The 22,990-nt window shown below is 68.7% G+C and carries 21 protein-coding genes; 17 read left to right on the top strand and 4 right to left on the bottom strand.

What is annotated here, in order from left to right; translation table 11 throughout:
• The first annotated feature begins 53 nt into the window (after window positions 1-53).
• The 11 genes from G6N28_RS04245 (at window position 54) to G6N28_RS04195 (ending at window position 12,797) form a co-directional block, all read left to right on the top strand.
• The gene (locus G6N28_RS04245; RefSeq protein ID WP_264072574.1) at window positions 54-1,601 is read left to right on the top strand and encodes a tyrosine-protein kinase domain-containing protein; all 1,548 of its coding nucleotides are present in this window, start codon (window positions 54-56) and stop codon (window positions 1,599-1,601) included.
• The gene (locus G6N28_RS04240) at window positions 1,601-2,845 is read left to right on the top strand and encodes a lipase family protein (RefSeq protein ID WP_163897284.1); all 1,245 of its coding nucleotides are present in this window, start codon (window positions 1,601-1,603) and stop codon (window positions 2,843-2,845) included. Before G6N28_RS04245 ends, G6N28_RS04240 begins: the two co-directional genes overlap by 1 nt.
• Window positions 2,842-3,510 carry a YveK family protein gene (locus G6N28_RS04235; protein WP_163897281.1) on the top strand — a complete coding sequence of 223 codons (669 nt, stop codon included), beginning with the start codon at window positions 2,842-2,844 and terminating at the stop codon, window positions 3,508-3,510. Before G6N28_RS04240 ends, G6N28_RS04235 begins: the two co-directional genes overlap by 4 nt.
• Entirely contained in the window at window positions 3,507-4,769 is a 1,263-nt protein-coding gene (locus tag G6N28_RS04230; RefSeq protein ID WP_235674458.1) for an alpha/beta fold hydrolase, read from the top strand. The genes G6N28_RS04235 and G6N28_RS04230 overlap by 4 nt, the downstream gene beginning before the upstream one ends.
• Window positions 4,766-6,031, top strand: a complete 1,266-nt coding sequence (locus tag G6N28_RS04225; protein WP_163897280.1) for an acyltransferase family protein — start codon at window positions 4,766-4,768, stop codon at window positions 6,029-6,031. The genes G6N28_RS04230 and G6N28_RS04225 overlap by 4 nt, the downstream gene beginning before the upstream one ends.
• Window positions 6,031-7,269 carry a lipase family protein gene (locus tag G6N28_RS04220; RefSeq protein ID WP_235674457.1) on the top strand — a complete coding sequence of 413 codons (1,239 nt, stop codon included), beginning with the start codon at window positions 6,031-6,033 and terminating at the stop codon, window positions 7,267-7,269. Before G6N28_RS04225 ends, G6N28_RS04220 begins: the two co-directional genes overlap by 1 nt.
• The gene (locus G6N28_RS04215) at window positions 7,238-8,131 is read left to right on the top strand and encodes a sialate O-acetylesterase (protein ID WP_163897277.1); all 894 of its coding nucleotides are present in this window, start codon (window positions 7,238-7,240) and stop codon (window positions 8,129-8,131) included. The genes G6N28_RS04220 and G6N28_RS04215 overlap by 32 nt, the downstream gene beginning before the upstream one ends.
• Before the next feature lie 304 nt (window positions 8,132-8,435).
• Window positions 8,436-9,896 (top strand): sugar transferase, encoded by a 1,461-nt coding sequence (locus G6N28_RS04210; RefSeq protein ID WP_163897275.1) that lies wholly within the window; start codon window positions 8,436-8,438, stop codon window positions 9,894-9,896.
• Between the two features lie 262 nt (window positions 9,897-10,158).
• Window positions 10,159-11,415, top strand: a complete 1,257-nt coding sequence (locus G6N28_RS04205; protein WP_163897273.1) for a lipase family protein — start codon at window positions 10,159-10,161, stop codon at window positions 11,413-11,415.
• Window positions 11,405-12,211, top strand: coding sequence for a biotin--[acetyl-CoA-carboxylase] ligase (locus G6N28_RS04200; protein WP_163897271.1), 807 nt, complete (start codon window positions 11,405-11,407; stop codon window positions 12,209-12,211). Before G6N28_RS04205 ends, G6N28_RS04200 begins: the two co-directional genes overlap by 11 nt.
• Before the next feature lie 67 nt (window positions 12,212-12,278).
• A complete protein-coding gene (locus tag G6N28_RS04195) occupies window positions 12,279-12,797 on the top strand; it encodes a PH domain-containing protein (protein ID WP_163897269.1) in 519 nt (172 codons plus the stop codon).
• On the opposite strand, the gene G6N28_RS04190 is transcribed toward G6N28_RS04195, so the two are convergent.
• Window positions 12,752-13,471 carry a GtrA family protein gene (locus G6N28_RS04190; protein ID WP_163897267.1) on the bottom strand — a complete coding sequence of 240 codons (720 nt, stop codon included), beginning with the start codon at window positions 13,469-13,471 and terminating at the stop codon, window positions 12,752-12,754. The genes G6N28_RS04195 and G6N28_RS04190 overlap by 46 nt on opposite strands.
• A gap of 103 nt (window positions 13,472-13,574) precedes the next feature.
• Here G6N28_RS04190 and G6N28_RS04185 point away from each other — a divergent pair, with 103 nt between their 5' ends.
• From G6N28_RS04185 to G6N28_RS04170, 4 genes are read left to right on the top strand one after another with little or no spacing between them, the layout of a single operon-like run.
• A complete protein-coding gene (locus G6N28_RS04185; RefSeq protein WP_264072546.1) occupies window positions 13,575-14,801 on the top strand; it encodes a 5-(carboxyamino)imidazole ribonucleotide synthase in 1,227 nt (408 codons plus the stop codon).
• Entirely contained in the window at window positions 14,788-15,318 is a 531-nt protein-coding gene (gene purE, locus G6N28_RS04180; RefSeq protein ID WP_163897265.1) for a 5-(carboxyamino)imidazole ribonucleotide mutase, read from the top strand. The genes G6N28_RS04185 and purE overlap by 14 nt, the downstream gene beginning before the upstream one ends.
• Before the next feature lie 11 nt (window positions 15,319-15,329).
• The gene (locus tag G6N28_RS04175) at window positions 15,330-16,163 is read left to right on the top strand and encodes a class I SAM-dependent methyltransferase (RefSeq protein ID WP_163897263.1); all 834 of its coding nucleotides are present in this window, start codon (window positions 15,330-15,332) and stop codon (window positions 16,161-16,163) included.
• A gap of 55 nt (window positions 16,164-16,218) precedes the next feature.
• The gene (locus tag G6N28_RS04170) at window positions 16,219-17,382 is read left to right on the top strand and encodes an acyl-CoA dehydrogenase (RefSeq protein WP_163897261.1); all 1,164 of its coding nucleotides are present in this window, start codon (window positions 16,219-16,221) and stop codon (window positions 17,380-17,382) included.
• Between the two features lie 70 nt (window positions 17,383-17,452).
• Here the strand turns inward: G6N28_RS04170 and G6N28_RS04165 are convergent, their stop codons facing one another.
• Genes G6N28_RS04165 through G6N28_RS04155 form a run of 3 tightly spaced genes read right to left on the bottom strand, consistent with a single transcriptional unit; the run spans window position 17,453 to window position 21,143 of the window.
• Window positions 17,453-18,898, bottom strand: coding sequence for a multicopper oxidase family protein (locus G6N28_RS04165; protein WP_276000959.1), 1,446 nt, complete (start codon window positions 18,896-18,898; stop codon window positions 17,453-17,455).
• A 59-nt stretch (window positions 18,899-18,957) separates the two neighbouring features.
• Entirely contained in the window at window positions 18,958-19,665 is a 708-nt protein-coding gene (locus tag G6N28_RS04160; protein WP_179962167.1) for a TIGR03089 family protein, read from the bottom strand.
• Window positions 19,666-19,667: 2 nt separating this feature from the next.
• The gene (locus G6N28_RS04155) at window positions 19,668-21,143 is read right to left on the bottom strand and encodes an LCP family protein (protein WP_163897255.1); all 1,476 of its coding nucleotides are present in this window, start codon (window positions 21,141-21,143) and stop codon (window positions 19,668-19,670) included.
• 67 nt (window positions 21,144-21,210) lie between these two features.
• On the opposite strand from G6N28_RS04155, the gene rfbD reads away from it, so the two are divergent.
• A complete protein-coding gene (rfbD, locus tag G6N28_RS04150) occupies window positions 21,211-22,086 on the top strand; it encodes a dTDP-4-dehydrorhamnose reductase (RefSeq protein ID WP_264072548.1) in 876 nt (291 codons plus the stop codon).
• A gap of 9 nt (window positions 22,087-22,095) precedes the next feature.
• Window positions 22,096-22,989 carry a glycosyltransferase family 2 protein gene (locus G6N28_RS04145; RefSeq protein ID WP_163897251.1) on the top strand — a complete coding sequence of 298 codons (894 nt, stop codon included), beginning with the start codon at window positions 22,096-22,098 and terminating at the stop codon, window positions 22,987-22,989.
• Window position 22,990: the final 1 nt, after the last annotated feature.

Raw genomic sequence — 22,990 nt, 5'->3', positions numbered from 1 at the left:
TTGTTTGAAGGTTTGTTTGCGGCGCGCTTTTGAAAGGGCCGATCTTGGAGATCATGGAATACCTGCGCATTTTCCGCAGGTACTGGTGGCTAATCGTGGCCCTGACGCTCGTGGGTGGCGCCGGCGGCTACGCGGCCACACTTTTACTGACACCCGAATATCAGTCGACCGCGCGCCTGTTCGTAGCAACGCAGAACGGGACTTCGGTCACCGAGGCGTACCAGAACAACCTCTTCTCCCAGGAACGTGTCTACTCGTACGCCGACCTGGCGTCCAGCGAACAAGTAGCGGCGCGGGCGGTGGACCAGTTGAAGGCCCCGATCTCACCCGGGGAGTTGCGCTCGAAGGTCACCGCGATGCCCGGTGAGAAGACCGTGCTGCTCGATGTGAGCGTCACCGACCCCGACCCCGCGCAGGCGCAGACCTACACCAACGCGGTTGCTGACCAACTGGTCGGCCTGGTCAGCGAGCTGGAGACCTCGCGCCGGGGCGGCAGCCCCGCCGCCGGCCTTGTCGTGGTCGACGAGGCCACCTACCCGACGGCGCCGACGGGCCTAGGGCTGCTCACCATGATCGCGCTCGGCGCGCTCATCGGTCTGGTGCTCGGCATCGTCGTCGCCGTGCTGGCAGGCATCGTCGACAAACGGTTGCGCGGCCGTGACTCGGTGGAGGGAGCCGTCGGTACCCACCTGCTCGGGGCACTGCCCGCCGAACCGGCCCGGCCCACGACCACCGTCGTCGATCTCGACGGCAACGAGCTCTACGCCGAGCGGGTGCGCGAACTGCGCACCAACCTGCGGTTCGCCGTCCCGCCAGGCAGCGGCGCCCCACCGCGCCGCATCGCGGTGACGAGCCCATCCACCGGCGACGGGCGCACCACGGTCGCCATCGACCTGGCGGCCGCGCTCGCAGAGTCCGGGCGGTCGGTCGTCGTCGTCGACGGTGACCTGCGCGGCGGGGACCTCGCCGACCGGTTGGGCCTCGACGATCAGCGGCGCGCCCGCGCCATGAACCGGGGAGTGAGCACGGTGATCGCCGGGGAGCACGCGCTGGCCGAAGCGGTGATCGGCGAGATCCCGGTCGGCGCGCACGCCATCGCGCTGCTGCCCGCCGGTCCCAAGGCGACGCGGCCCGGCGAGATGTGGGCCAACGACCGCGCGGCCGCCATGTTCGACGAACTCGCCCGCAACTTCGACTACATCGTCGTCGACACCCCGCCGCTGGAGCACTACGCCGACGGCGCCAACGTCGGCGCGTTGTGTGACGGCGCGATCCTGTTGGCGCGCATCGGATCCACCACCAGCTCGGCGCTGCGCCGAGCGATCCAAGCGCTCGAGACCGCCAACGTCGCCCTGATCGGCACGGTGGCGACGTTCGAGCGTGTCGGCGGGCGCCTCAGGCGCCGACACCACAAGCAGGCGCAGCGCGATTCGGCGCAGCGTTCCGCCGGGCGTGAGCGCGCCGCCGGTGCCCGCTCCGTGGACACCGACACCGTGGCGCCCCAGAAGGGTCAGCTCGTCGGATCCGGTGACTCCCGCCGCGCCAACGGCGACGCCGCGATGGGAGCAAGCAGCCGGTCTCGGCACGGAGGCAGCGGCTAGTGGGCTTGCGGCTTGTGGTGGCCGCCGTCGGCGTGCTGTCGGTCCTGGCCGGCTGTGCGCCGAGCCCACCGCAGCCGCCGGCCGACTACAACCGGCCCCCGCGCACGCTGACACCGCCGTTCGTCGGGGCGACGGAGTTGCCGCCGCCGGATATGACCGACGACGGCCCCGGATCGCTCGTGGAGGTCAAACCGCTGGCCGCCAACGACTACTTCACCGACGCCGGAGTTTCGGCCGTCCGGGTGGTGTACCGCTCCACCACCACCGCCGGTCAACCAGCCGACGTCTCCGGTGTGGTCGCGGTCCCGGCGGGCAAGGCCCCCAAGGGCGGATGGCCGATCATCGCGTTCGGGCACACGCTGACCGGCGTGACGCAGAACTGTGCGCCGTCGCTGGCCAGGGGCCTCGGCGGCTACGCGTCCGCGATGACGGTGATGCTCAACCGCGGCTACATGGTGATGATGCCCGACTTTCAGGGGCTGGGTGTGTCGGGTCCCCAGCATGCCCCATTGGACTGGGTGGCCTTGGGCAACAACATGATCGACGGTGTGCGAGCCGCGCGCCGGGTGCTGCCCGACGCCAGCACCGACTGGGCGGCCTACGGCAGTGGCCAAGGCGGACTGGCGGCTTGGGCTTCGGCCATTCGAGCCGTTGACCACGGTGCGGGGCTCAACCTTGTCGGAGCCGTGGCCCTCTCCCCGTACGCCGACCTTTCGCCGTTGGTCGACATCGCGATGAACGGCAACCTCAGTCAGAACCAGTACCGGCTGCTCATGGTGATACTGCAGGGCCTGTCGCAGGAACTGCCCAGCCTCGACCTGGACGCCTACCGATCGGGTCCGGCGAGCGACCATTGGGATGAATTGACCTCGTGCGCGCCCGCGGACCCCGCGGAGGCGCAGCGGCTCGCGTCGCAGCTGGGCCCGCAGGATCTGCGTCCACGCGACGACGCCGCCGCCTCGGCGTTGCGTGACGCGCTCAGCGCGCTGGCCCTGCCGGGGCCGTCCCCGGCGCCCCCCGCCCCCGTGCTGGTGGTCTATGGCACCCATGATCCGCTGGTGCCGCAGGCGGGCGTCGCGCTCGCGGTGAAAGACGCCTGCGCCAAAGGCGATCCCATCGTCGTGAATCGCCGGATCGGGGACACGACGACCACCAACGAACTGATCATTCAGTCGTCGCTGCACTGGCTGAGAGCACGATTCGACGGACAACGGCCCGCCGACATCTGCGTGGGTGCGACGTGAGGCCACCCGCCAACGTGCCCCGGATACGGGACTATCTGAGACTGCTCGCCAACGGCTGGGTCGTGCTGCTGTGCGCGACCGCGTTGTCGGCGGGGGCCGGTTGGCTCGCCTGGCAGAGCACCCCGCCCGCGTACACCTCGACGGCACGGGTCTTCGCCGTGACGCCCGGCGGCGCCACCCCGGTGGATGCCTATTACGGTCACCTGAACTCGCTTTCCCGAAATGTCACCACCCAGCAGCTGGCCCGCAGCCGGCAGGTGACGGTGCGCACCATCGAGCGGTTGGACCTGAAGACCAGCCCGGCTGAGCTGGCGTCTCGAATCACCGTGGTGGGCAGGAACTCCGTGCTGTTGGAGGTGGTGGTGGCCGGCGGCGACCCCGACCTGACCCAACGGACCGCCGACACCGTCACGCACAACCTCGTCGCGCTGACCAAGGAGATGGCCGCGGTCGACACCGGGAGCGCCGAACTGGTCGTCGTCGACGCGGCCGAACCCGCGGTCCGGCAGGGCTCGGTGTGGCAGTTCGTCATTGCCGCAGGCGCGTTGGGGTTCGTGCTCAGTGCCCTGTTGGTGCTGGCGTACGGACTGCTCAGGGACCGCATGCACGGCGCCCGGCAACTCGACCATGTCGTCGACGAGGTGCTCACGGGACGAGATCGATGATCCGCGGGCACCTCAACACTGCGGGCATCGCGCTGGCCGGCCTTGTCTTCGCGGCGGGCGCCATCGTATCGGGTTGCGCCGACCACACTTCCGCGCAGGCACCCTCGGCGATGACCGGTATGCGCCTCGACGCCGACTACAGCGCCGCAGGCGAAGCGCCGGGGGCGCTGTCGGAGGCCCACTCCTTCCCGACCATCGACCGCAGGCTGCGCGCTCTGAGCTCGTTGGCCGCGCGCGTCGAGTACACGTCGACCTCGGGCATCACCGGCGGTCTCACCCAGGTCAGCGGCAGCGTGTTCGTCCCGAAAGGCGAACCGCCCGAAGGTGGTTGGCCGATCGTCGTGTACGCGCACGCCACCACCGGCATCGAATCCGACTGTGCGCCGTCGCTGTCGCCGACGCTGCTCGGCACGTCGAACGTGGTGACCGCGCTCGTCAACGCCGGGTTCGTCGTCACCGTGCCGGACTATCAGGGTCTGGGCGTCGACAGCGGTGACGACGGCGGCTACCACCCCTACCTCGATTCGACGACGGCCGGCTACAACGTGATCGACTCGGTGAAGGCCGCCCGCCACCTGGTTCCCGAGGCGTCCGAACGCTGGGTGGCGATCGGGGTGTCCCAAGGCGGGCAGGCTACCTGGGCGGCCAACGAGCTGGCGGCAAGCTACGGCGCCGGCCTCGCGCTGCTGGGCACGGTGAGCGTGTCGCCCGCGGCCGACATCACCGGTTTCGCCGACGCGGCGGCCGGTGGGCAGCTGACCGCCGAACAGATGCCCGCGCTGGTGGTGCTCCTCGAAACGCTGCACCGGGCGTATCCGGATTTCCCACTCGACGACTACCGGCGGGGGTTCGTAAAAGACAACTGGGACACATTGATTGCGTGCGACGGGCCGGAGGCGGCCGAGCGCGCCGGGCTGACACTGCAGCTGTCGGGTGCCGATCTTGTGCCGAGCACACCGCAGGCGCTCGACACGCTGCGCGCGCATCTGCAGCGCATGAGCCTGCCCCAGCACCCGACGAGCGCTCCGATGCTGGTCCTCTTCGGCGGTGAGGATGCATTGGTGCCGCAGGCATGGACCGAGCACGCGTTGCGGGCGGCCTGCGGGATGGGCGATGTGATCGACATCCAGCTGCAACCGGACAAGGGCCACGCCGCCATCGACGTCTCCTCGGCCTTCGGCTGGGTCAACGCGCGGTTCCGCGGGGAGCCGGCACCCGACAGCTGTCTCGGCCTGGCCCCGATGGGGGCGCCGCAATGACGATCAAGCCACGGGACACCGCGGACCGGTTGTCATCGAAGCCGGCGGCCCGCACCACCGGGCGCATCATCGGCCTGGACGGCGCACGCGGACTGTCGGCCGTCGGGGTCGCCGTCATGCACGTGGCGGGCAACTTCTCGCCGAACACCGCAGCGCAGACGAAGATCGGGATCGTCGGCATGAGCCTGATCTTCTTCTTCGTGCTCAGCGGCTTTCTGTTGTTCCTGCCCTACGTGCGGCGATTGACCGAAGACGCCGCGGTGGCAACAGCTCCCAGCGCACGCAACTTCGCGATCCACCGGTTCGCCCGCATCGTGCCCGGCTACCTCGTCATCTTCTTGCTGTGCAACTACGTCTTCGGCGTGGTGTACGTAGAGAACCCGACCGAGCAGGCTCTCGGCACCGACGCGGGCACCGGCACCATCACCGATCCCTGGCAGCTGCTGGCCAACCTGACCCTGGTGCAGACCTACATCCCCGAGTATGTCTTCACCGGGCTGAACCCGTCGTGGTCGCTGACCCTGGAGTTCGCCTTCTATGCGTCGCTGCCGCTGGCCGCCGTGGTGTTGTTCACGATGCGCCGCCGAACGGCCATGCGTCCCTTGCTGTTGGCCGCGAGCCTGCCGGTGCTCTTTATCGTCATCGGTTTCGTCGGAAAGCTGTTGCTGCCCGTGGTGAGCAACTACTTCGGGGTGGCCGACCCGGAGATGATGCAGTGGGGCCCGAACTGGGTTTCGGTGTATCTGAGGAGTTTCCTGGTCAACGCCGACAACTTCGCGTTCGGCATGCTGGCCGCGATCGTCGTCGTGGCGATCGAAAACGGCACGGTGCGGGAGGCGGCGGCGCGGCGGGTCCGGCCGGTGTCGGCGCTGGCGCTGCCCGTGGTGCTGGGTGTGTCGTTCGCGCTGATCGCGCTCGGCAACATGTTCGGCACCAGCGGAGTAGCGATCGCCTCGGCGCTGGCGATTCTGGTGATCGTCGCACCGCTGTCGTGTGGCCAGCGTTCGAGGATCGGCGAGGGCCTCGAACTGGCTCCGTTCCAGTTCGTCGGTAAGGTGTCGTTGTCGCTGTATCTGCTGCACTTCCCGACGATGTTGATGCTGCACCGGTTCGGCCTGCTGGCAGGCGACTCACTGGGCGCGATGTGCCTGAACATCGTTGTGGTGCTTGCGGTTACGCTGGCCGTATCCGCCGTCACCTACTACAGCGTGGAGAAGCCCGCGATGAACATCGCCCGACGGTACCGGTACAGGTGGCGCTGATGGGCCGACTGCGGGTCGGGCTCGCCGTCGCGGCAGCGGTGGTTCTGGTCGCAGGGGCGGTGGCGTGGGCGGTCGGCACCGACGTCTTCGACCGTGGCGCCGCGTCGGCCGCCCGCTCGGACGCCGAGCCGATCCCGACCGCGCACCTCGGCGGGTCGGCACCCGGTGACCTGATCAGCGCCATGACGATGCCGGGTCTCAGCCGCAGCAAGGCGGGAAGCGAGTTCAACGCCGCCCGCGTGGTGTACCACTCCACCAACGGCGACACCGGCGAGCCGACCGTCGTCTCCGGATCGGTGTACACCCCCAAAGGCGCTGCCCCACAAGAGGGCTGGCCGGTGGTGGCGTTCGGGCACGGCACGACTGGTATCGACGAGCCCTGCGCGCCGTCGCTGTCCGACTCACTGCTGGGCATGTCCTCCATGGTGGTCGGGCTGGTGCGGAAGGGTTACGCCGTCGCCTTCGCCGACTACCAGGGGCTCGGCGCGCCGGGCATCCATCCCTACCTCGACGCCAAGACCGCGGGGCTCAACATCATCGACTCGGTGCGCGCACTGCGCCACACCTTCGACGACATCTCCCACAAGTGGGCCGCGCTTGGCGGGTCACAGGGCGGCGGTGCGGTCTGGGCCGCAGGGGAGCAGTCGGGCGCCTACGCACCCGAACTCGACCTGGTCGGCGTGGTTGCGATGGTTCCGGCCGTCGACGTCACCGGCCTCGTCGACAAGGCGCAGGAGCACACGTTGACGTACTACCAACGTCCGGCGTTTCAGTCGGTGGTCGAGACGCTGGCGCGGCTGCACCCCGATCTCAACCGGGACGACTTCCGCAGCGGCGCCGCCGCCGAATACTGGGACGTGCTGTCGTCGTGTTCGGGCGCCAAGGGGCTGGACCGCAAGGAGGCCGCGGAGGCGCTTGCGCCGGGCGACTTGGCACCGAAGACACCGCGGGCCGCCGAACGGTTGCGCGAGCTGCTGCGCCAGTGGGCACTGCCGCAGCAGCCGCTCACGGCGCCGCTGTCGGTCTCCTACGGCGGCCGCGACGAATACATCGACGCCCAGTGGATCACCGACGCGATCGCACGGGCCTGCGCGCTCGGGGGCCCGGTCGTGTGGGACCTACAGCCGCAAGCGGGACACGGCAACGTGGACATCAGCTCCCAATATGCCTGGCTGACAGACAGATTCGCAGGAAAGCCGGTGGCAAATGAGTGCACCTCTGCCGCACCAGGGACCTGACGGCGACTGGCCGCTGTGGCGGCGGGCGCTGACCGAGACCAAATGCGTGGTGCTGCGCATGCTCGCCCCGAAGGGAATCGACGTCACGCCCCCCGAGCGCGGTTACCTGATCGTGCCGGTGCTGGGCCAGTCGAACGCGTTCGGCATGGGCCGTGGGCTCGATCTGAACGGCCAGGACCGACCGCATCCCCGCGTCCATCAGTGGGCGATGTGCGGGCCGTCCAAGGGTGAGGCCGTGTTGGCCGTTGAGCCGCTCATCCATGAGATCCCCGGTAAGGGTGTGGGTTTCGGGCTGACGTTCGCCAAGCATCTGGCCGACGAGACCGGACGCACGGTGCTTCTCGTCCCGGGCGCGCGCGGTGACACGTCGTTCACCCCGAAGAACGGCTACACCTGGGATCCCGCCGACACCCGCACCCGGGTCAACCTCTACCGGCGCGCGGTGGCCGCCATCGACAAGGCGCTGACGACCCATCCGGGCAGCGAGGTGGCCGCGGTGCTGTGGCATCAGGGCGAAAGCGACGTTCCGCTGACCGCCGCCCCGGTGTATCAGGCCAAGCTCGACTCCCTGATCGAGGACCTGCGCGCGCGCTACGGAGCGGACCTGCCGGTGTTGTTGGGCGGGATGGCGCCAGAGGAGATGGAGCTCAGCGGCCGCGATTATTCGAAGATCCATGCCGTGCACGTCGACACGCCCGACCGGGTGCCCGGCACGGCGTTCATTCCCGGACCGCGCAAGTCGGTCAACTCCGAGACCGACCGGCACTACAACGGCGCGGGGTTGCGGCAGATGGGGCACGACATGTGGCACGAATACCGCCGGATGCGAACCGACCAGCTGGCGCGGTACGCATCCGGCTGACGTCATCGGCGAGCCCCACCGGGGTGCGGACGTGTCGCGCCGGTGCCCGGGACGCATCGGTTTTCGCTGCTTGCGCGGCACGGTTTTGGGTACATATGGATTTGCCGGCTTCGCGAAGACGGCGCGGCGAGACACTCGCCGCTGACCAGCTAATTCCTCATATGGGTAGCGGACTCGGGCAAACTTTGACATAGTAAATACGCGCTCGCGATTGGTCGGGGGGCCGATAGCCATCAGCAAAGCTTAGGAGGAATGCCTAGCCGTGTTCGTGGCTGAAGAGGCTTACACCCCCGCTAAGCCTCGCTTGACCAAGATCGGTACCGCGCCCCGTGCGCCGTGGCAGAAGTCCTACCGGCTCGCACTGATCGTCAGCGACGTCGTCGTCGTCGGGCTCTCCCTCGTCGCAGCCCAGTTCGTCAGGCTCGGCGCACCCGAGGCGATGCCCCACGGGGCGTACTTCTGGGTCTTCTCCTACTACTCGCTGCTTTCGTTCATCGTCGGGGGGACGTGGCTGGCCTTGCTGGCGGCCTACCGCACCCGCTCACCCCGCATCGTCGGTGCCGGTGTGGAGGAGTACCGCCGCGTGTTCTCCGCGACGCTGGCAACCGTCGGCGTGATCGCCGTCGGGCTGATGATCTTTCGCCCGGAATACGCGCGTGGCTACCTCGCGGTGGCCCTTCCCCTCGGTCTGCTCGCGCTGTTGGGCAGCCGCAGCCTGTGTCGGCGGGTGCTGGCCGGACAACGTCGCCAGGGCAAGTGCGTGCAGAACGTGATCGCGGTCGGCGACGTGCGGGCGGTACGCAGCCTGGTGCAGTCGCTCACGCGCGGTTGGTCCTACGGATTCGCGGTGGTCGGGGTATGCCTGACCGGCCGGACAGGCGGCGGCACGCTGGAGGTGCCCGGTGTCGGCGCGCTGCCGGTATTCGGCGACGAACACCACGTGCACGACGCGATCCTGAAAACCGACGCCGACACCGTGGCGTTGACCACCACCGACCACTTCGGCCCCGAAGGGGTGCGCGAGTTGTCCTGGGAGATGGACAAACTCGGCGTCGACCTCGTGGTCTCGCCGGGCGTTGTCGACGTCGCAGGCCCTCGCCTGACGATGCGTCCGGTGGCCGGGCTGCCGTTGATCCACGTCGAGAAGCCCCAGTACAGCGGGACCAAGAAACTGCAGAAACGGGCCTTCGACGTCTGCGTGTCGATCACGGTTCTGACCTGCGCGCTGCCGGTGATGCTGCTTGCCGCGCTGGCGATCAAACTGACCAGCAGGGGTCCGGTGATCTACCGGTCCGAGCGCATCGGCCTGGACGGCCGGCCGTTCCAGATGCTCAAGTTCCGCACCATGGTCGAGGGGGCCGACAAGGAACTCGAGCGGCTGCTGGACATCAACGAGAGCGTCGGCGGTGTGCTGTTCAAGATCCGCGAAGACCCGCGCGTCACCAAGGTGGGCAGGTTCCTGCGTCGATACAGCATCGACGAGCTACCCCAGTTCATCAACGTGCTGCGCCGCGACATGAGCGTGGTGGGGCCGCGCCCGCCGTTGCGCCGGGAGGTCGACACCTACACCGACCAGGTTCGCCGCCGCCTGCTGGTGCTGCCGGGAATCACCGGGCTGTGGCAGGTGAGCGGCCGCTCCGATCTGTCCTGGGAGGACTCGGTGCGGCTGGATCTGTCCTACGTGGAGAACTGGTCGATCACCAACGACCTGCTGATCGCCGCCAAGACCATCCGGACGGTCGCCGCCGGCTCCGGCGCGTACTGATCAACGCCCGTCAGCTATCCATATTCCGAAATATCCGCGCGCCGCGCTGTCGGCATCCAGCAACGCACAAAAGAAATAATTGACGCCCATTTATAATTATTGGTGCGATCCTCACCGCAAAAATATTCGCGGCACGCAATGAGTCGCTGCAAAAAGCGGCCCGCGCGCACCGGGTCGCCCGGAGCCGTCGCGGTGATGTTCGCTGAATAGGATGGTCCCGCCGCCATCCGTGGCGCGCGACGACCACCTGAGCAGGAGATCCATGCCGAGCCAACGCAGCGGCCCGACGCGCACCGCGGTGCTGGTCGTGGCCGTCGCACTGGTGGCCGTCGTGCTGGGTGCGCTGGTCATCGTGCCGTTGCGGCCGATCGCCACGATGCTCGCGATCCGCGTGCTGAACCAGTTTCCGTCCTCGGGCGGACCTCCGGTGCCGATCGACTCTGCCGACACCTCAGCCACCGGCGCGGGGTCGTTGGTGTCGGCGACCACGATGCCGGGCGTCACCCGCACCGTGGAGGGGCGAGGGCTGCGGGCGGCCCGGGTGGTCTACCGCTCCACCTCCGGGGACACCGGGGCGGCGACCGTGGTGTCGGGATCGGTCTTCACCCCGCTGGACGACGCGCCGGAGGGCGGGTGGCCGGTGCTGGCGTTCGGGCACGGCACGCTGGGCATCGATCCGGTATGCGGGCCGTCGCTGTCGCCGTCCCTGCTGAACCTCGTCAACGTGGTCCGGGTGCTCACCCAGCGGGGCTACGCCGTCGCGCTGCCCGACTATCAAGGGCTCGGCGTCAAGGGCGTGCACCCGTATTCGGATGCCCGCACGGCGGGGCTGAACATGATCGACGCGGTGCGGGCCCTGCGCAACACCTTCGATGACGTGTCCGACCGATGGGCGGCGCTGGGCGACTCCCAGGGTGGCGCCGCAGCGTGGGCCGCTGACGAACAGGCGCGGGGTTACGCGCCGGAACTGAACCTGGTCGGGGCCGTCGCGTCGGCGCCGGCCGCCGACATCTCCGGAATCGTGGCGAAGGCCGAGGAGGGCACTTTGACCGTCGAGCAGCGGCCCGTCATGCACGCGGTGGTCGAGTCGCTGGCGCGGCTGCATCCCGATCTCAACCGCGACGACTACCGCCACTTCGAGGCCGCGCGCCACTGGGACGCGCTGTCGGACTGCACCGAAGAAGGCGCCTACCGCCGCGCCGCGGCGATCCAACGGATCGGGCCGCGAGAGTTCATTCCCAAGACCGCGCAGGCGGCCGACCGGCTGCGGGGGTTGCTCGAAGACTGGGCGCTGCCCCAAAAGCCTTTGTCGGCACCGCTTTACGTGTTCTACGGCGGGAAGGACCCGTTCATCGACGCCGAGTGGACCAGGGCTGCGATCGAGGAAGCATGCGCGCTCGGTGGGGTGGTGTCGATCGAGTTCGATCCCGAAGGGGGACACAACCCCGCCGACGCGATCGAGATGCTCGACTGGATCGGTGACCGGTTCGCAGGCAGACAAGCGCCCGATGACTGCTGACCGGGTTCCGCTCGACGAGGCGACGCTGCGCGACAGCGTCATCGGCGTATCGCCGCTGTGGCGTCGCATCGACGTGGTGGCCGAAACCGGCTCCACCAACGCCGACCTGATCGCCCGCGCGGACGGCGGCGAGGCCATCGACGGCGCCGTGCTGATCGCCGAGCACCAGACCGCCGGACGCGGCAGGCAGGGCCGAAGCTGGTCGGCGGTGCCGTACGCGCAGATCACCATGTCCGTCGGCGTCGACGCCGCCTCGGTGCCCAGCCAAGCCTGGGGATGGTTGCCGCTGGCGACCGGCGTGGCGATCGTCGACGCGGTCGCCGACACCGGTGTGCCTGCGGGCCTGAAGTGGCCCAACGACGTGCTCGCCGACGGCGGCAAGCTGGCGGGGATCCTCGCCGAGGTCGCCCCGGCCCGCCATGCGGTGGTGGTCGGCATCGGGCTCAACGTCTCGCTGCGCGGCGCCGAGATCGGGGTGCCCGGCGTCACCTCGCTGGTCGAACTCGGGGTGCCCGCGCCGGACCGCCAGGAGTTGACCCGGCGCGTACTGCACGAACTGGGCCGTCGCATCGACTCGTGGCGGCGTTCCGGCGGCGTCGACCCCGGCCTGATCGCCGACTACCGAGCCCGCAGCCTGACCCTCGGGATGACCGTGCGCGCGATGCTGCCGGGCGGCGCCGAGATCGTCGGGCTGGCCGCCGACATCGACGAGCAGGGCAGGTTGGTCATCGACGCCGACGGGAGCCCGACGCGGGTGTCCGCGGGCGACATCGTGCACCTGCGCCCGGCCTCATAGCGATTTCGGTGCGTTTGGTCACGCTCAGCAGGACAAAACACGCCCAAATCGCCTTAAGGTTCTCGTCATGGGATATCCGGACAACGTGCTGGCCACCGACGAACAGGTGGTGCTGCACCGCCATCCGCACTGGAAGCGGCTGATCGGGCCGATCCTGATCCTGCTGGTGGCCACCGCGTTGGCGGCGTTCGGCGCCGGCTACGTCAACCAGACCGGATGGGACCCCACCGCGCGCAACGTCGTGCTCATCGTGATCGCCGCCGTCTGGCTGGTGATCGTCGGATGGCTGACGCTCTGGCCGTTCCTCAACTGGTGGACAACGCATTTCGTCATCACCGACCGGCGGGTGATGTTTCGTCACGGCGTGTTGACGCGGTCGGGCATCGACATCCCGCTGGCCCGGGTCAACAGCGTCGAGTTCCGGCACGGGCTGGTCGACCGGATGCTGCGCACCGGCACGCTGATCATCGAGTCAGCGTCGCAGGATCCGCTGGAGTTCTACGACATCCCGCGAGTGGAACGAGTGCACTCGCTGCTGTATCACGAAGTCTTCGACACGCTGGGCTCGGAGGAGTCGCCGAGCTGATCCAGCCGCCTGGCGCGCCGGTTGGGGCGGCGCAACGGGGTGACGTTGCCGGTAGCAGCGCCGGTAGCAGAACCGTTGAGGGAGCCAGCCGCAGAGCCGATGCCGCGCACGTGTTCCGCGTGGTCCTCCAGCGCCTCTGCGATCCCGCCGTCGGTGAGGGCCGATTCGATGGCCTTGTCGGGGTTGCGACCGAACTCGTCAGGAAAGACCCAGCGCCGGAACGCCCAGAACCGGAACGCCATCTGCAACAGGTTGCCGATGATGTAGGCGGAGACGAAGTCGGCGATGTTCTCCACGGTCAGGCTGACCTCGGGCACCCGCAGCATCAGCACGTAACTGGAGAACCACAGCGGCGCCATGCTCAGCACCACTCCGACGCCGCTGACTCCGAAGAACATCAGCGCCTCGTGGTGGCGTTCTCGGCCGCCCCGGTCGCGGAAGCTCCATTCGCGGTTGAGGATGTAGGACGCTATCACCGCGACGATGCCCGCGATGATCTTCGCCGTGACGGGTTTGGGCTCCAGCACGGTCAGCTTGAGCGTGTAGAACACCGCGGAGTCGATGACGAATGTGGTCGCGCCCACAATCGCGAACTTGATCAGTTCGTGATGCCGTTCCAGGTACGGGCGAATCGGGCGGGGCAGCCGCGCGATCGTGGCATCGGTAAAGGACACAAAAGGGCAGTCTACGGAAATCCCGCTACCGACGCGTAGCCGCGCTGGTTAGCGGCCGTAAGGCAGGCGAGGCGGCCGACCGGGGCCATGACACGATAAGGGCGTGTCGCGAACCTCGAGCGGGCCCCCGCTGGTGACCATGATCGGTGGCGGGCAACTGGCCAGGATGACCCATCAGGCCGCGATCGCGCTGGGCCAGACGCTGCGGGTGCTGGCCGTCTCCGCCGACGACCCGGCCGCGCAGGTCAGCCCCGATGTGGTGATCGGCGCGCACACCGACCTCGACGCGCTGCGCCGCGCGGCCGACGGCGCCGACGTGCTGACCTTCGACCACGAACACGTGCCCACCGAGCTGCTGGAGAAGCTGCTGGCCGACGGGGTGAACGTGGCGCCGCCGCCGTCGGCGCTGATCCACGCGCAGGACAAACTGGTGATGCGCCGGCGGTTGGAGGCGCTGGACGCGCCGGTGCCACGGTTCGCGGCCGTCGCCGGGCCCGCCGACGTCGATGCGTTCGCCGCCCGTGTCGGTGCCCCGCTCGTGGTCAAGACCGCACGCGGCGGCTACGACGGCCGCGGTGTGACGCTGGCGCGTGACGTCGCCGACGCGCGCGACGCCGCAGAGCGGCACCTGGCGGCCGGGGCGGCCGTGCTCGTCGAGGAAAAGGTCGAGATGCGGCGCGAGCTGGCCGCGTTGGTGGCGCGCTCCCCGTTCGGTCAAGGGGCGGCGTGGCCGGTGGTGCAGACCGTGCAACGCGACGGCATCTGCGTCGAGGCGATCGCGCCCGCGCCTAATTTGGACGATGACCTCAAGAGCGCCGCAACACAATTGGGGTTACGACTGGCCGAGGAACTCGGTGTCGTCGGGGTGTTGGCCGTCGAACTCTTCGAGACGGTCGACGGCAGGCTGCTGGTCAACGAACTCGCGATGCGCCCCCACAACTCCGGGCATTGGACCATGGACGGCGCCCGAACCAGCCAGTTCGAACAACACCTGCGCGCGGTGCTCGACTACCCGCTGGGCGACACCGCCCCGATCGCGCCGGTTATCGTGATGGCCAATGTGCTTGGCGCACAACAGATCCCGCAGATAAGCATGGATGAGCGGTTGCATCACCTGTTCGCGCGGATGCCCGACGCCAAGGTTCACCTCTACGGCAAGTCGGAGCGGCCAGGCCGAAAGATCGGTCATGTCAACATCATCGGCGAAGCCACGGGTTCGGTGGACGACGACGCGTACGTCGTCGAGGTGCGGGAACGCGCATCCAGGGCGGCGCACTGGTTGTCGCATGCGGAATGGACGGACGGATGGGACCCACATGACGCGCACTGAGCAGCAGAGGTCGACCCCCGCACCCCGGGTCGGTGTGATCATGGGCAGCGACAGCGACTGGCCCGTCATGCAGGAGGCCGCAGAGGCGCTCGCCGAGTTCGACGTTCCGTTCGAGGTCGGCGTCGTCTCCGCACACCGCACCCCGGCCCGCATGCTCGACTACGCGCAGAGCGCCGCGGGGCGCGGCATCGCGGTGATCATCGCCGGTGCGGGGGGAGCGGCGCATCTGCCCGGCATGGTCGCCGCGGCGACGTCGTTGCCGGTGATCGGGGTGCCGGTGCCGCTGGCCAAGCTCGACGGCCTGGACTCGCTGCTGTCGATCGTGCAGATGCCCGCGGGCGTGCCGGTGGCCACCGTGTCGATCGGCGGCGCCCGCAATGCGGGGTTGCTGGCGGTGCGGATTCTGGGTGCATCCGACGCGGCGCTGCGTGAGCGTGTCGAGCGGTTCCAGGCGCAGTTGCACGACAGCGTGCTGCAGAAGGACGCAGCGCTTCGCGAGCGCCTGCTCGGGCAGTAGGCTGCAACCCGATGTCACGTGAATTCGCACGATACCGGGCCATTGGGCATCGGATCGTCACCGGCTTTCTGCAGCCGGAGGTGCTGTTGCTGCTCGACGTCTTGAACTCGGCGCAGCGGGCCAAGCAGGTCTCGGGTGCGGCCGCCGAGATCGGTGTGCACCACGGCAAGCTGTTCATCGGCCTGCGGTTGCTGCAGCGCTCCGGCGAGAAGGCGGTCGCGATCGACATCTTCGGCGATCAGGAGCTGAACGTCGACGGGTCGGGGCACGGTGATCTGCAGAAGTTCCTCAGCAACGTGAACTTGTGGTCGTCGATGGACGACGTCGTGATCCATCAGGGTGATTCGACGAAGCTGCCGCCGGAGAGGCTGCGCGAGCTGGCGGGCGGTGACGTCCGGCTCTTCAGCGTCGACGGCGGGCACACCGCCGAGATCGTGTTCTCCGACATGAAACTCGCCGAGGCCACGCTCGCCGACGGCGGCATCGTCATCGCCGACGACGTCTTCAACCAGCAGTGGCCCGGTGTCGCGGTCGGAACGCTGCGCTATCTGGAACAGGGCGCCAAGCTGGCTCCGTTTCTGATCGGGTTCAACAAGGTCTTCTTCGCCCAGCCCGATTACTGCCTGCTGTACCGGGCCGAGGTGGAGTCCGCCGTCAGTGGCAGGCTGCGGCTGGCGACCGGCGAATCGGTGTTCGCCGGGCACGACGTGGGTCTGGTCGCGCCGCAGGGCGCGGTGGATCTGTTGCGCCGCAGCGCGACGATCCGGTCGCTGTATCACCGCACGTACCGTGAAATGGTGCGCGGCCTGCAGGTCGTCTCGGGTCGGGGCGGATCGGCCCGGTGAGCGTCACGCCGGTGCGGCGTGGGTAAAGTTACCGGCGAGTAGCAAGGAGTTCTCGATGGCGATTGGCAACCCGTCTTTCGACGTTTTCAAGCTGTCCGACGAGCACAACGAGTTGCGGTCGGTGCTTCGTGACCTGTGTGAGAAGGAGATCGCGCCGCACGCCGCGGACGTCGACGAGAAGGCCCGCTACACCGACGAGGCGCTGGCGGCGCTGACCGGTTCCGGGATGGCGGCCATCCACATCCCCGAGGAGTACGGCGGACAGGGCGGTGACTCGGTGGCGGCGTGCATCGTCATCGAGGAGGTGGCGCGGGTGTGCGCGTCGTCGTCACTGATTCCGATCTGCAACAAGCTGGGCACGATGGGCTTGTTGATGCGCGGCAGCGAGGAACTCAAGAAGCAGGTGCTGCCCTCGATCGCCTCCGGTGATGCGGTGGCGTCGTATGCGCTGTCGGAGCGGGAGGCCGGCAGTGATGCGGCGTCCATTCGCACGCGGGCGCGTCGTGACGGCGACGAGTGGGTGCTCAACGGCGCCAAGTGCTGGATCTCCAACGGTGGCCACTCGACGTGGTACACGGTGATGGCGGTGACGGATCCGGACAAGGGCGCCAACGGTATCTCGGCGTTCGTCGTGCACAAGGACGACCCGGGGTTCTCCGTCGGCGCCAAGGAGAAGAAGATGGGCATCAAGGGATCGCCCACCACCGAACTGTATTTCGAGGACTGCCGCATTCCGGCCGACCGCATCATCGGCGAGGAGGGCACCGGCTTCAAGACCGCGTTGGCCACCCTGGACCACACCCGCCCGACCATCGGGGCGCAGGCCGTCGGCATCGCCCAGGGCGCCCTGGACGCCTCGATCGGATATGTCAAGGAGCGCAAGCAGTTCGGCAAGCGGATCGCCGACTTCCAGGCCGTGCAGTTCATGCTCGCCGACATGGCGATGAAGATCGAAGCGGCCCGGCTGATGGTCTACACCGCCGCCGCACGCGCCGAACGCAACGAACCCGACCTCGGGTTCATCTCCTCGGCGTCGAAGTGCTTTGCCTCCGACGTGGCGATGGAGGTCACCACCGACGCGGTCCAGTTGTTCGGCGGCTACGGCTACACCACCGACTTTCCCGTCGAACGGTTCATGCGCGACGCCAAGATCACCCAGATCTACGAGGGCACCAACCAGATTCAACGGGTGGTGATGTCGCGGGCCCTGCTGAAATAGCCGCGACTGTGCATCCTCATACGCGCCTCCCGGCGCGTTGCGTATGAAACCGCACAACCGCGCTCGGGGGTCAGGCGTACTCGACGAACGTGGCCATGCCGGCCTCGAGGTGATAGGTGTTGTGGCAGTGGGTGATCCACCGCCCGGGGTTGTCGGTGTCGAAGTCGATCTCGACCGTCCGCAGCGGCGCGACCAGCACGGTGTCCTTCCTGGCCAGCGGACCCGACGCGGTCATCACCTGGAACGTGTGCCCGTGCAAGTGCATGGGGTGAAACATCTTCGACTCGTTGACGTAGCGGATCCGCACGCGCTGGTTGGGCTGGACCGGGTAGCCGTCGTTGGGCGGGTCGTAGCGCTTTCCGTTGATCGTCCAGTTGTAGCCGTCGACCGGGCCGGCCAGGCGCATGTCGATGGTCTGATCCGGGGCACCCGCGGGCAGGTTCACCTCCGGCGTGGCGGTCAGCGTCGCGGTGTCCAGCGGAGCCTGGGTCCGCATCGTCGCGATGTACTCGTCGGCGTTGCCGGTCCCGGTCTTGTTGTCGACGCGCATGTTGAGCCGGGCGTAGCCGTCCTTGCGGTAGGCCGCCGCGAGCACCGGTACCGACTCCTGCAGCGTGACGATCGCGTCGACGCGCTCACCCATCCCCAGGATCACGGAGTCGGTGTCGACCGGCTGCACCGGGAACCCGTCGGTCGCGATGACGTGCATGCGGTGGTTGGGCACCCCGACCTGAAACGCGGTGTCTGAGCCCGCGTTGATGACACGCAACCGGATCCGTTGTCCGGCACGGTAATCCACTACCTGCGGGTCCGCTGTCACCCGGCCGTTGATGAGGTAGTACGGGTAGGTGACGTCGCCGCCGTCGTCGCCGAGCGGGGTCGACGGCGTGATGCCCGCATCGGGCAGGTCGGGCATGGCGGGCATGCCCGCGCTCCGCAGCTGTGCCAGCACCTGGTCCGGGGTGCGCCCGGTGCCGTCGACCCAATCATCAAGGACCACGACGAGTTCGTCGTCGTAGTCGGCGCCGTCGGCGGGATCCTCGATGATCAGGGGGCCGTAGAGCCCGCGGTCGAGCTGGGTGCCTTCATGGGAGTGGTACCAGTAGGTCCCCGCGTCGGGCACGACGAACTCGTAGGTGAAATCCTGGCCCGGCGGCACCGCGGGCTGGGTCAGCACCGGGACGCCGTCCATCGGGTTGGGAATGGCCAGGCCGTGCCAGTGGATGGTGGTGGGCGCGGGCAGCCTGTTGGTCAGCTGCGCGCGCAGCCGCTCCCCTTTGCGCATGCGGATCTCCGGCCCCGGCACCCGATCGCCGTACGCCCAGGTGCGCACCGAAACCCCGCCGAGGTCGACGTCGGTCTCCACCGGTGTGAAGCCGATGTCGAAGCCCGGCGTGGTTGCGGCTTGCTCGGTCGGCGCAGGCGCGGCGGCCCGTGACGAGCACGCGCCCACGACGCCGGCGGCGACGCCGGCTGACAGCACGAGAAACCCTCGCCTGTCGATCACGGGTTCCAGCGTGGCACCGACGGCCGATCGTTGCTTGCGAAATCGTAAATTTTCCCGGGCCGCACCGGTCAGCCCTTGGTGACCTTCTCCATCTGCCTGCGCCGGTCGAGCGCGGCGGGATCCGGGTTGGCCACCTGCACCAGCGACGCCCCCACCACGAACGGCGCCAGCAGGTGGTCGATCAGCGCCTCCGCGGTGTCCCAGGAGGCGCTGGAGAGCACCCGGTCGCGGGCGGTCAGTCCCTGCGTTTGCGCCGACGCCCGGGCCGCGCCCAGGACGTCGGCGACCGGGCGCCCGTTCAGCGCCGGGCCGGGGCCGGCCTCGGGGACGATCTGGTCGCCGTGCACCCGCACCGCGGTGGCGTAGTCGGTCACGCCGACCGGAACGTCGTCGGCCGGCTTGCCGAACGGGTCCAGCGACAGCACCACGACCTCGCCGACACCGACGGCGGCGTCGGCCTCGGACAGCCGGTCACCGGTACACAGCGCGACGTCGGCATCACCGGGCCCCAGCACCACTTCCGCACCGATCCACCAGATGCCGAACAGCACCGCGGCGGTCTGCCAGTGCGGCGGCAACAGCACCGCGACCCGGCTCGCGGATCCGGCCCCCAGCTCGTCGCGCAGCAGGTTGCCGGTCTTGGCGGCCCAGTTCGCCAATGTGGCCGTTGACAATTCGATGCGCTCGCCGGTCGCGTCGTCGTAATACGTGATGCGCGGGCCCGCCGGATCGGCCGCCATCAGCGGATCGAGGATCGCCGAACTGACCGTCGCCACGGCTAGTTGACGCACTGCGGGTCGTCGGAGCCCGCGGTGATGATCGTGGGGGACGGCGGGGTGGCGCCGGTCGAGCCCGTCGATCCGACGGCGAGGGTGTCGAAAGTGCTCAACGACGGATCGGTGCCGTCCAGGCCGGATCCGGGACCGGTGTAGTCGTCGGCCAGCACCACCCGCACGGTGCCGGGCGCCACCGACGGATCCTCGACGACGGGCAGGTCGCCGAGGTCCCGGGAAACCGCTTGGGCGCCAAGGTCGTCGCTGGTCGCCGCCTGCACCTGGCTGCTGGCCGGCGGGGCGCCTTCGTGGTTGCCGGTGATGCCCCGGGTGAACCCCTTGTTGGCCAGCACCTGGGAGACCGCCGCGGCCAGGCCGTTTACGTCGGTGGCGTTGATGACGTCGACGGTGGTCTTGTCCGGGGTGTACGCGAGCTCCTCGGTCTTGCCCTCGTCCTGTTCGGTCAGCAGGCCGGCCACCCACTCCTTGACCGCGGTCGGGTCCACCCGCACCACGCTCTGCATACCGTCGTCGCTCCACCCGTTCTCCTGCAACCACGGGATGGTGGCGAAGGCCACGTTGCCGGCCGCGAGGTTCTGCAGTTGCTCGGCGAATTCCATTACGTCCCAACCGTCGGACAGCACCACCGAGCGTTGCACGGCATCCTCCAGCCGGTTCAGCGTCGCCGGGCTGGACAACGTCTTACCCGAGATCACCTTGTGCGCAAGCGAAGCCATGACCGCCTGCTGGCGGGTGACCCGGTCGAGGTCGCCGCGTGGCAGATCGTGGCGCTGCCGGACGAAGCTCAATGCCTGCGGGCCGTTGAGCTTCTGCCAGCCCGCCGGAAAGTCGGCACCTGAGAGAGGTTCGTACACAGCTTCTTTCAGGCAGACATCGACACCGCCCAGGGCGTCGGTGATCAACGAGAAGCCGAGCAGCCCGATCTCGGCGTAGTGGTCGACGGTGACACCGGTGAGGTTGGCGACGGTCTTGATCAGCGCCTCGCGTCCGGCCTCCGCGGCCAGCGGCTCGGCCTCCGCGGGGTCCATGCCCTTGACCTCGACGAGGTCCTTCAACTTTTCGAGATGTACCGAACCGTACACACCGTTGATCTTCATCTTGCCCACCCCGGGTGCGGCCACGTAGGAGTCGCGAGGGATCGAGATCGCCGTCGCGGACTTACCGTTGTTGGGCACCCGCACCAGGATGATGGTGTCGGTGTTGGTGGCTTCGTCGTCGCCTGCGCGCAGCATGGCCAGCTCTTCCTGCGACAACGGGTTGCCGTGGGCGTCGGTGCGGCTGTCCATACCGACCAGCAGGATGTCGATCGCACCGTCTTCGCCGCCCTCGCCGAGCGCGATCGGGGAGATGTGGTTGATGCCCGCCTCGAACGCGCGGATCTTGCCCCAGGCGGCGCCGGTGCCGATCACGATCAACAATGCCGCAGACACGGCGATGACACGAAGCGTGCGCGCGGGCATCAGCCCAGGCTACTTGCGAGACCGCCGCAACCGCGGTAGCGCGCGTCGGCGCGCCAGACTCGAGACCGTGGCGAAGCGTACCTCGCACCGAATCGTTATTCCCGGGGCCGGCGGCATGGTGGGTCGCGTCTTGGCAGCTCAGGGCCGCCTTCAGGGCGGCGATGTGCTGGCGTTGACGTCGTCGCAGTGCGACATCACCGACCCTGCCGCGGTGGCGCGTGTCATCGCACCCGGTGACGTGGTGATCAACTGCGCCGCCTACACCAAGGTCGACGCCGCCGAAGCCGATCCCGAACGCGCACAGGCCGTCAACGCCACCGGCCCGGGAAACCTCGCACGCGCCTGCGCGACTGCGGGCGCCCGGCTCATCCACATCTCCACCGACTATGTGTTTTCCGGCACACAGCGGCGCCCCTATGAGATCGACGACGAGACCGGCCCACTGAGCGTGTACGGGCGCACCAAGCTGGCCGGGGAGAGGGCCGTGCTCGAGGTCATGCCCGATGCCCACGTCGTCCGGACGTCGTGGGTGTACGAAGGCGGCGACGGCGGCGACTTCGTGGCCGTGATGCGCCGACGCGCCGCCGGCGACCAGCCCGTCGAGGCGGTGGCCGATCAGGTCGGCTCCCCGACGTACGCCGGTGACCTGGTCGCCGCGCTGCTTGAGGTCGCCGACGGCGACATCGACGCGCCGGTGCTGCACGCCGCCAACGAAGGCGAGGCCAGCCGGTTCGAACAGGCCCAGGCCGTGTTCGAGGCCGTCGGCGCCGATCCGGCCCGGGTACGACCGGTCGGATCGGATCAACACCCGCGCCCCGCGCCGCGCCCGGCGTACTCGGCGCTGTCCGGACGGCGGTCGGCCGCAGCCGGGCTGACCCCGCTGCGGCCGTGGCGTGACGCGCTGACCTGGGCGCTCGGGGAGCACGGTGTGGCGGCCCGATAATCTCTAGCCGTGAGTGACGAACTGGTGGTCGTCACGGTGACATATTCACCGGGCCCCCACCTCGACCGGTTTCTGGCGTCGCTGTCGCATGCCACCGACCGGCCCGTCACGGTCATCATGGCCGACAATGGCTCCACCGACGGCGCCCCCGAAGAGGCGCTCGAGCGCTACCCCAACGTGCGGTTGCTGTACACCGGCGCGAACCTCGGCTACGGCAGCGCAGTCAACCGCGCGGTCGACGAGTATTTGAAAGACGCTGCGGCGGCGTCATATTCGGACTTCTTCGTGGTCGCCAACCCTGATGTGCAATGGGGCCCGCGCAGCATCGACATCCTGCTGGACGCCGCCGCGCGCTGGCCGCGCGCCGGTGCGCTGGGCCCGCTGATCCGCGACCCCGACGGGTCGGTGTACCCGTCGGCGCGGCACCTGCCGAGCCTGATCCGCGGGGGCATGCACGCGGTCGTCGGCCCGGTGTGGCGGTCCAATCCGTGGACGGCCGCCTACCGGCAGGAGCGACAGGAACCCAGCGAACGTCCGGTCGGCTGGCTGTCGGGATCGTGCCTGTTGCTGAGGAGGGCGGCTTTCGACGAGATCGCCGGGTTCGACGAGCGCTATTTCATGTACATGGAGGACGTCGACCTGGGTGATCGGCTCGGCAGGGCCGGCTGGCAGAACGTATACGTGCCCACCGCCGAGATTTTGCACGACAAGGGCCACGCGGCCGGTCGGGACCCGGCCCGCAACTTGGCCGCCCACCACACCAGCACCTACACTTTCCTGGCGGATCGGTATTCGAAATGGTGGCAGGGGCCGCTGCGCTGGACCATCCGAGGGGCGCTCGCGGCCCGCGGCGGGCTGGTGGTCCGCAACTCTGAACGCAACCGGCGGAAAGGACGGCGTTAGC

The organism is Mycolicibacterium pulveris, assembly GCF_010725725.1.
GTDB lineage: Bacteria > Actinomycetota > Actinomycetes > Mycobacteriales > Mycobacteriaceae > Mycobacterium > Mycobacterium pulveris.
Note: the sequence above shows the minus strand (reverse complement) of the source record. Positions and strands in the feature narration are given on the sequence as shown.

Bases quoted from the DNA above. Each gene is read 5' to 3' on its own strand.
- G6N28_RS04245 (WP_264072574.1), top strand. From the start codon at position 54: ATGGAATACCTGCGCATTTTCCGCAGGTACTGGTGGCTAATCGTGGCC.
- G6N28_RS04230 (WP_235674458.1), top strand. From the start codon at position 3,507: ATGATCCGCGGGCACCTCAACACTGCGGGCATCGCGCTGGCCGGCCTT.
- G6N28_RS04225 (WP_163897280.1), top strand. From the start codon at position 4,766: ATGACGATCAAGCCACGGGACACCGCGGACCGGTTGTCATCGAAGCCG.
- G6N28_RS04220 (WP_235674457.1), top strand. From the start codon at position 6,031: ATGGGCCGACTGCGGGTCGGGCTCGCCGTCGCGGCAGCGGTGGTTCTG.
- G6N28_RS04215 (WP_163897277.1), top strand. From the start codon at position 7,238: ATGAGTGCACCTCTGCCGCACCAGGGACCTGACGGCGACTGGCCGCTG.
- G6N28_RS04205 (WP_163897273.1), top strand. From the start codon at position 10,159: ATGCCGAGCCAACGCAGCGGCCCGACGCGCACCGCGGTGCTGGTCGTG.
- G6N28_RS04200 (WP_163897271.1), top strand. From the start codon at position 11,405: ATGACTGCTGACCGGGTTCCGCTCGACGAGGCGACGCTGCGCGACAGC.
- G6N28_RS04195 (WP_163897269.1), top strand. From the start codon at position 12,279: ATGGGATATCCGGACAACGTGCTGGCCACCGACGAACAGGTGGTGCTG.
- purE (WP_163897265.1), top strand. From the start codon at position 14,788: ATGACGCGCACTGAGCAGCAGAGGTCGACCCCCGCACCCCGGGTCGGT.
- G6N28_RS04175 (WP_163897263.1), top strand. From the start codon at position 15,330: ATGTCACGTGAATTCGCACGATACCGGGCCATTGGGCATCGGATCGTC.
- G6N28_RS04170 (WP_163897261.1), top strand. From the start codon at position 16,219: ATGGCGATTGGCAACCCGTCTTTCGACGTTTTCAAGCTGTCCGACGAG.
- G6N28_RS04155 (WP_163897255.1), bottom strand. From the start codon at position 21,143: ATGCCCGCGCGCACGCTTCGTGTCATCGCCGTGTCTGCGGCATTGTTG.